The 435-nt window shown below is 64.1% G+C and carries 1 protein-coding gene; it reads right to left on the bottom strand.

Annotation, left to right across the window (positions count from 1 at the left end):
* On the bottom strand, window positions 1–435 hold a 435-nt coding region (locus IAE39_RS29485; RefSeq protein WP_268934224.1), incomplete at both ends, for a contractile injection system protein, VgrG/Pvc8 family.

Genomic DNA, 435 nt, shown 5'->3' with positions numbered 1-435 from the left:
CCTGTGGGGCGGGGGGTTGCGGGGTCAGGTTGAGGTGGGCTGCTGCTGTGGCAGCAGTGGGGCAGCAGTGGGTGTTGGGAGAGCAGCATGAAGGCTGTCGGCTGTAGGGTTTCCAGTGAAGTGAACTGGCGGCCTTCATGCTTGATGAGTAGCGGCCGCCAGAGGATGTTCATGTCTTCGCGGGCATGCCCGGTCAGCTGAAAGGCGATACCCGGTTGCAGGCGCGCGTCGTCGCCAGTGACCTCGGCCACGCGGGCATCACCGAACAGGGCGTCGGCGCGGGTCTGAGTAAACGGCTTGCCGGCGTTGTCGTGTTTGTACCGGCCGGGGTAGTGGTAGCGCTCGTAGTCGTTGCCCTGGTTGCCCATGTCCTTGGCGTACATGGTGTGTTCGTGGTTGTAGCGCGGGTGGGTGAAGGTGTAGTCGCGCTGCACC

Source organism: Pseudomonas sp. S37, from assembly GCF_016658545.1.
Lineage (GTDB): Bacteria > Pseudomonadota > Gammaproteobacteria > Pseudomonadales > Pseudomonadaceae > Aquipseudomonas.
The sequence above is the reverse complement of the archived record's forward strand: the minus strand, read 5'-3'. Positions and strand labels throughout refer to the sequence as shown.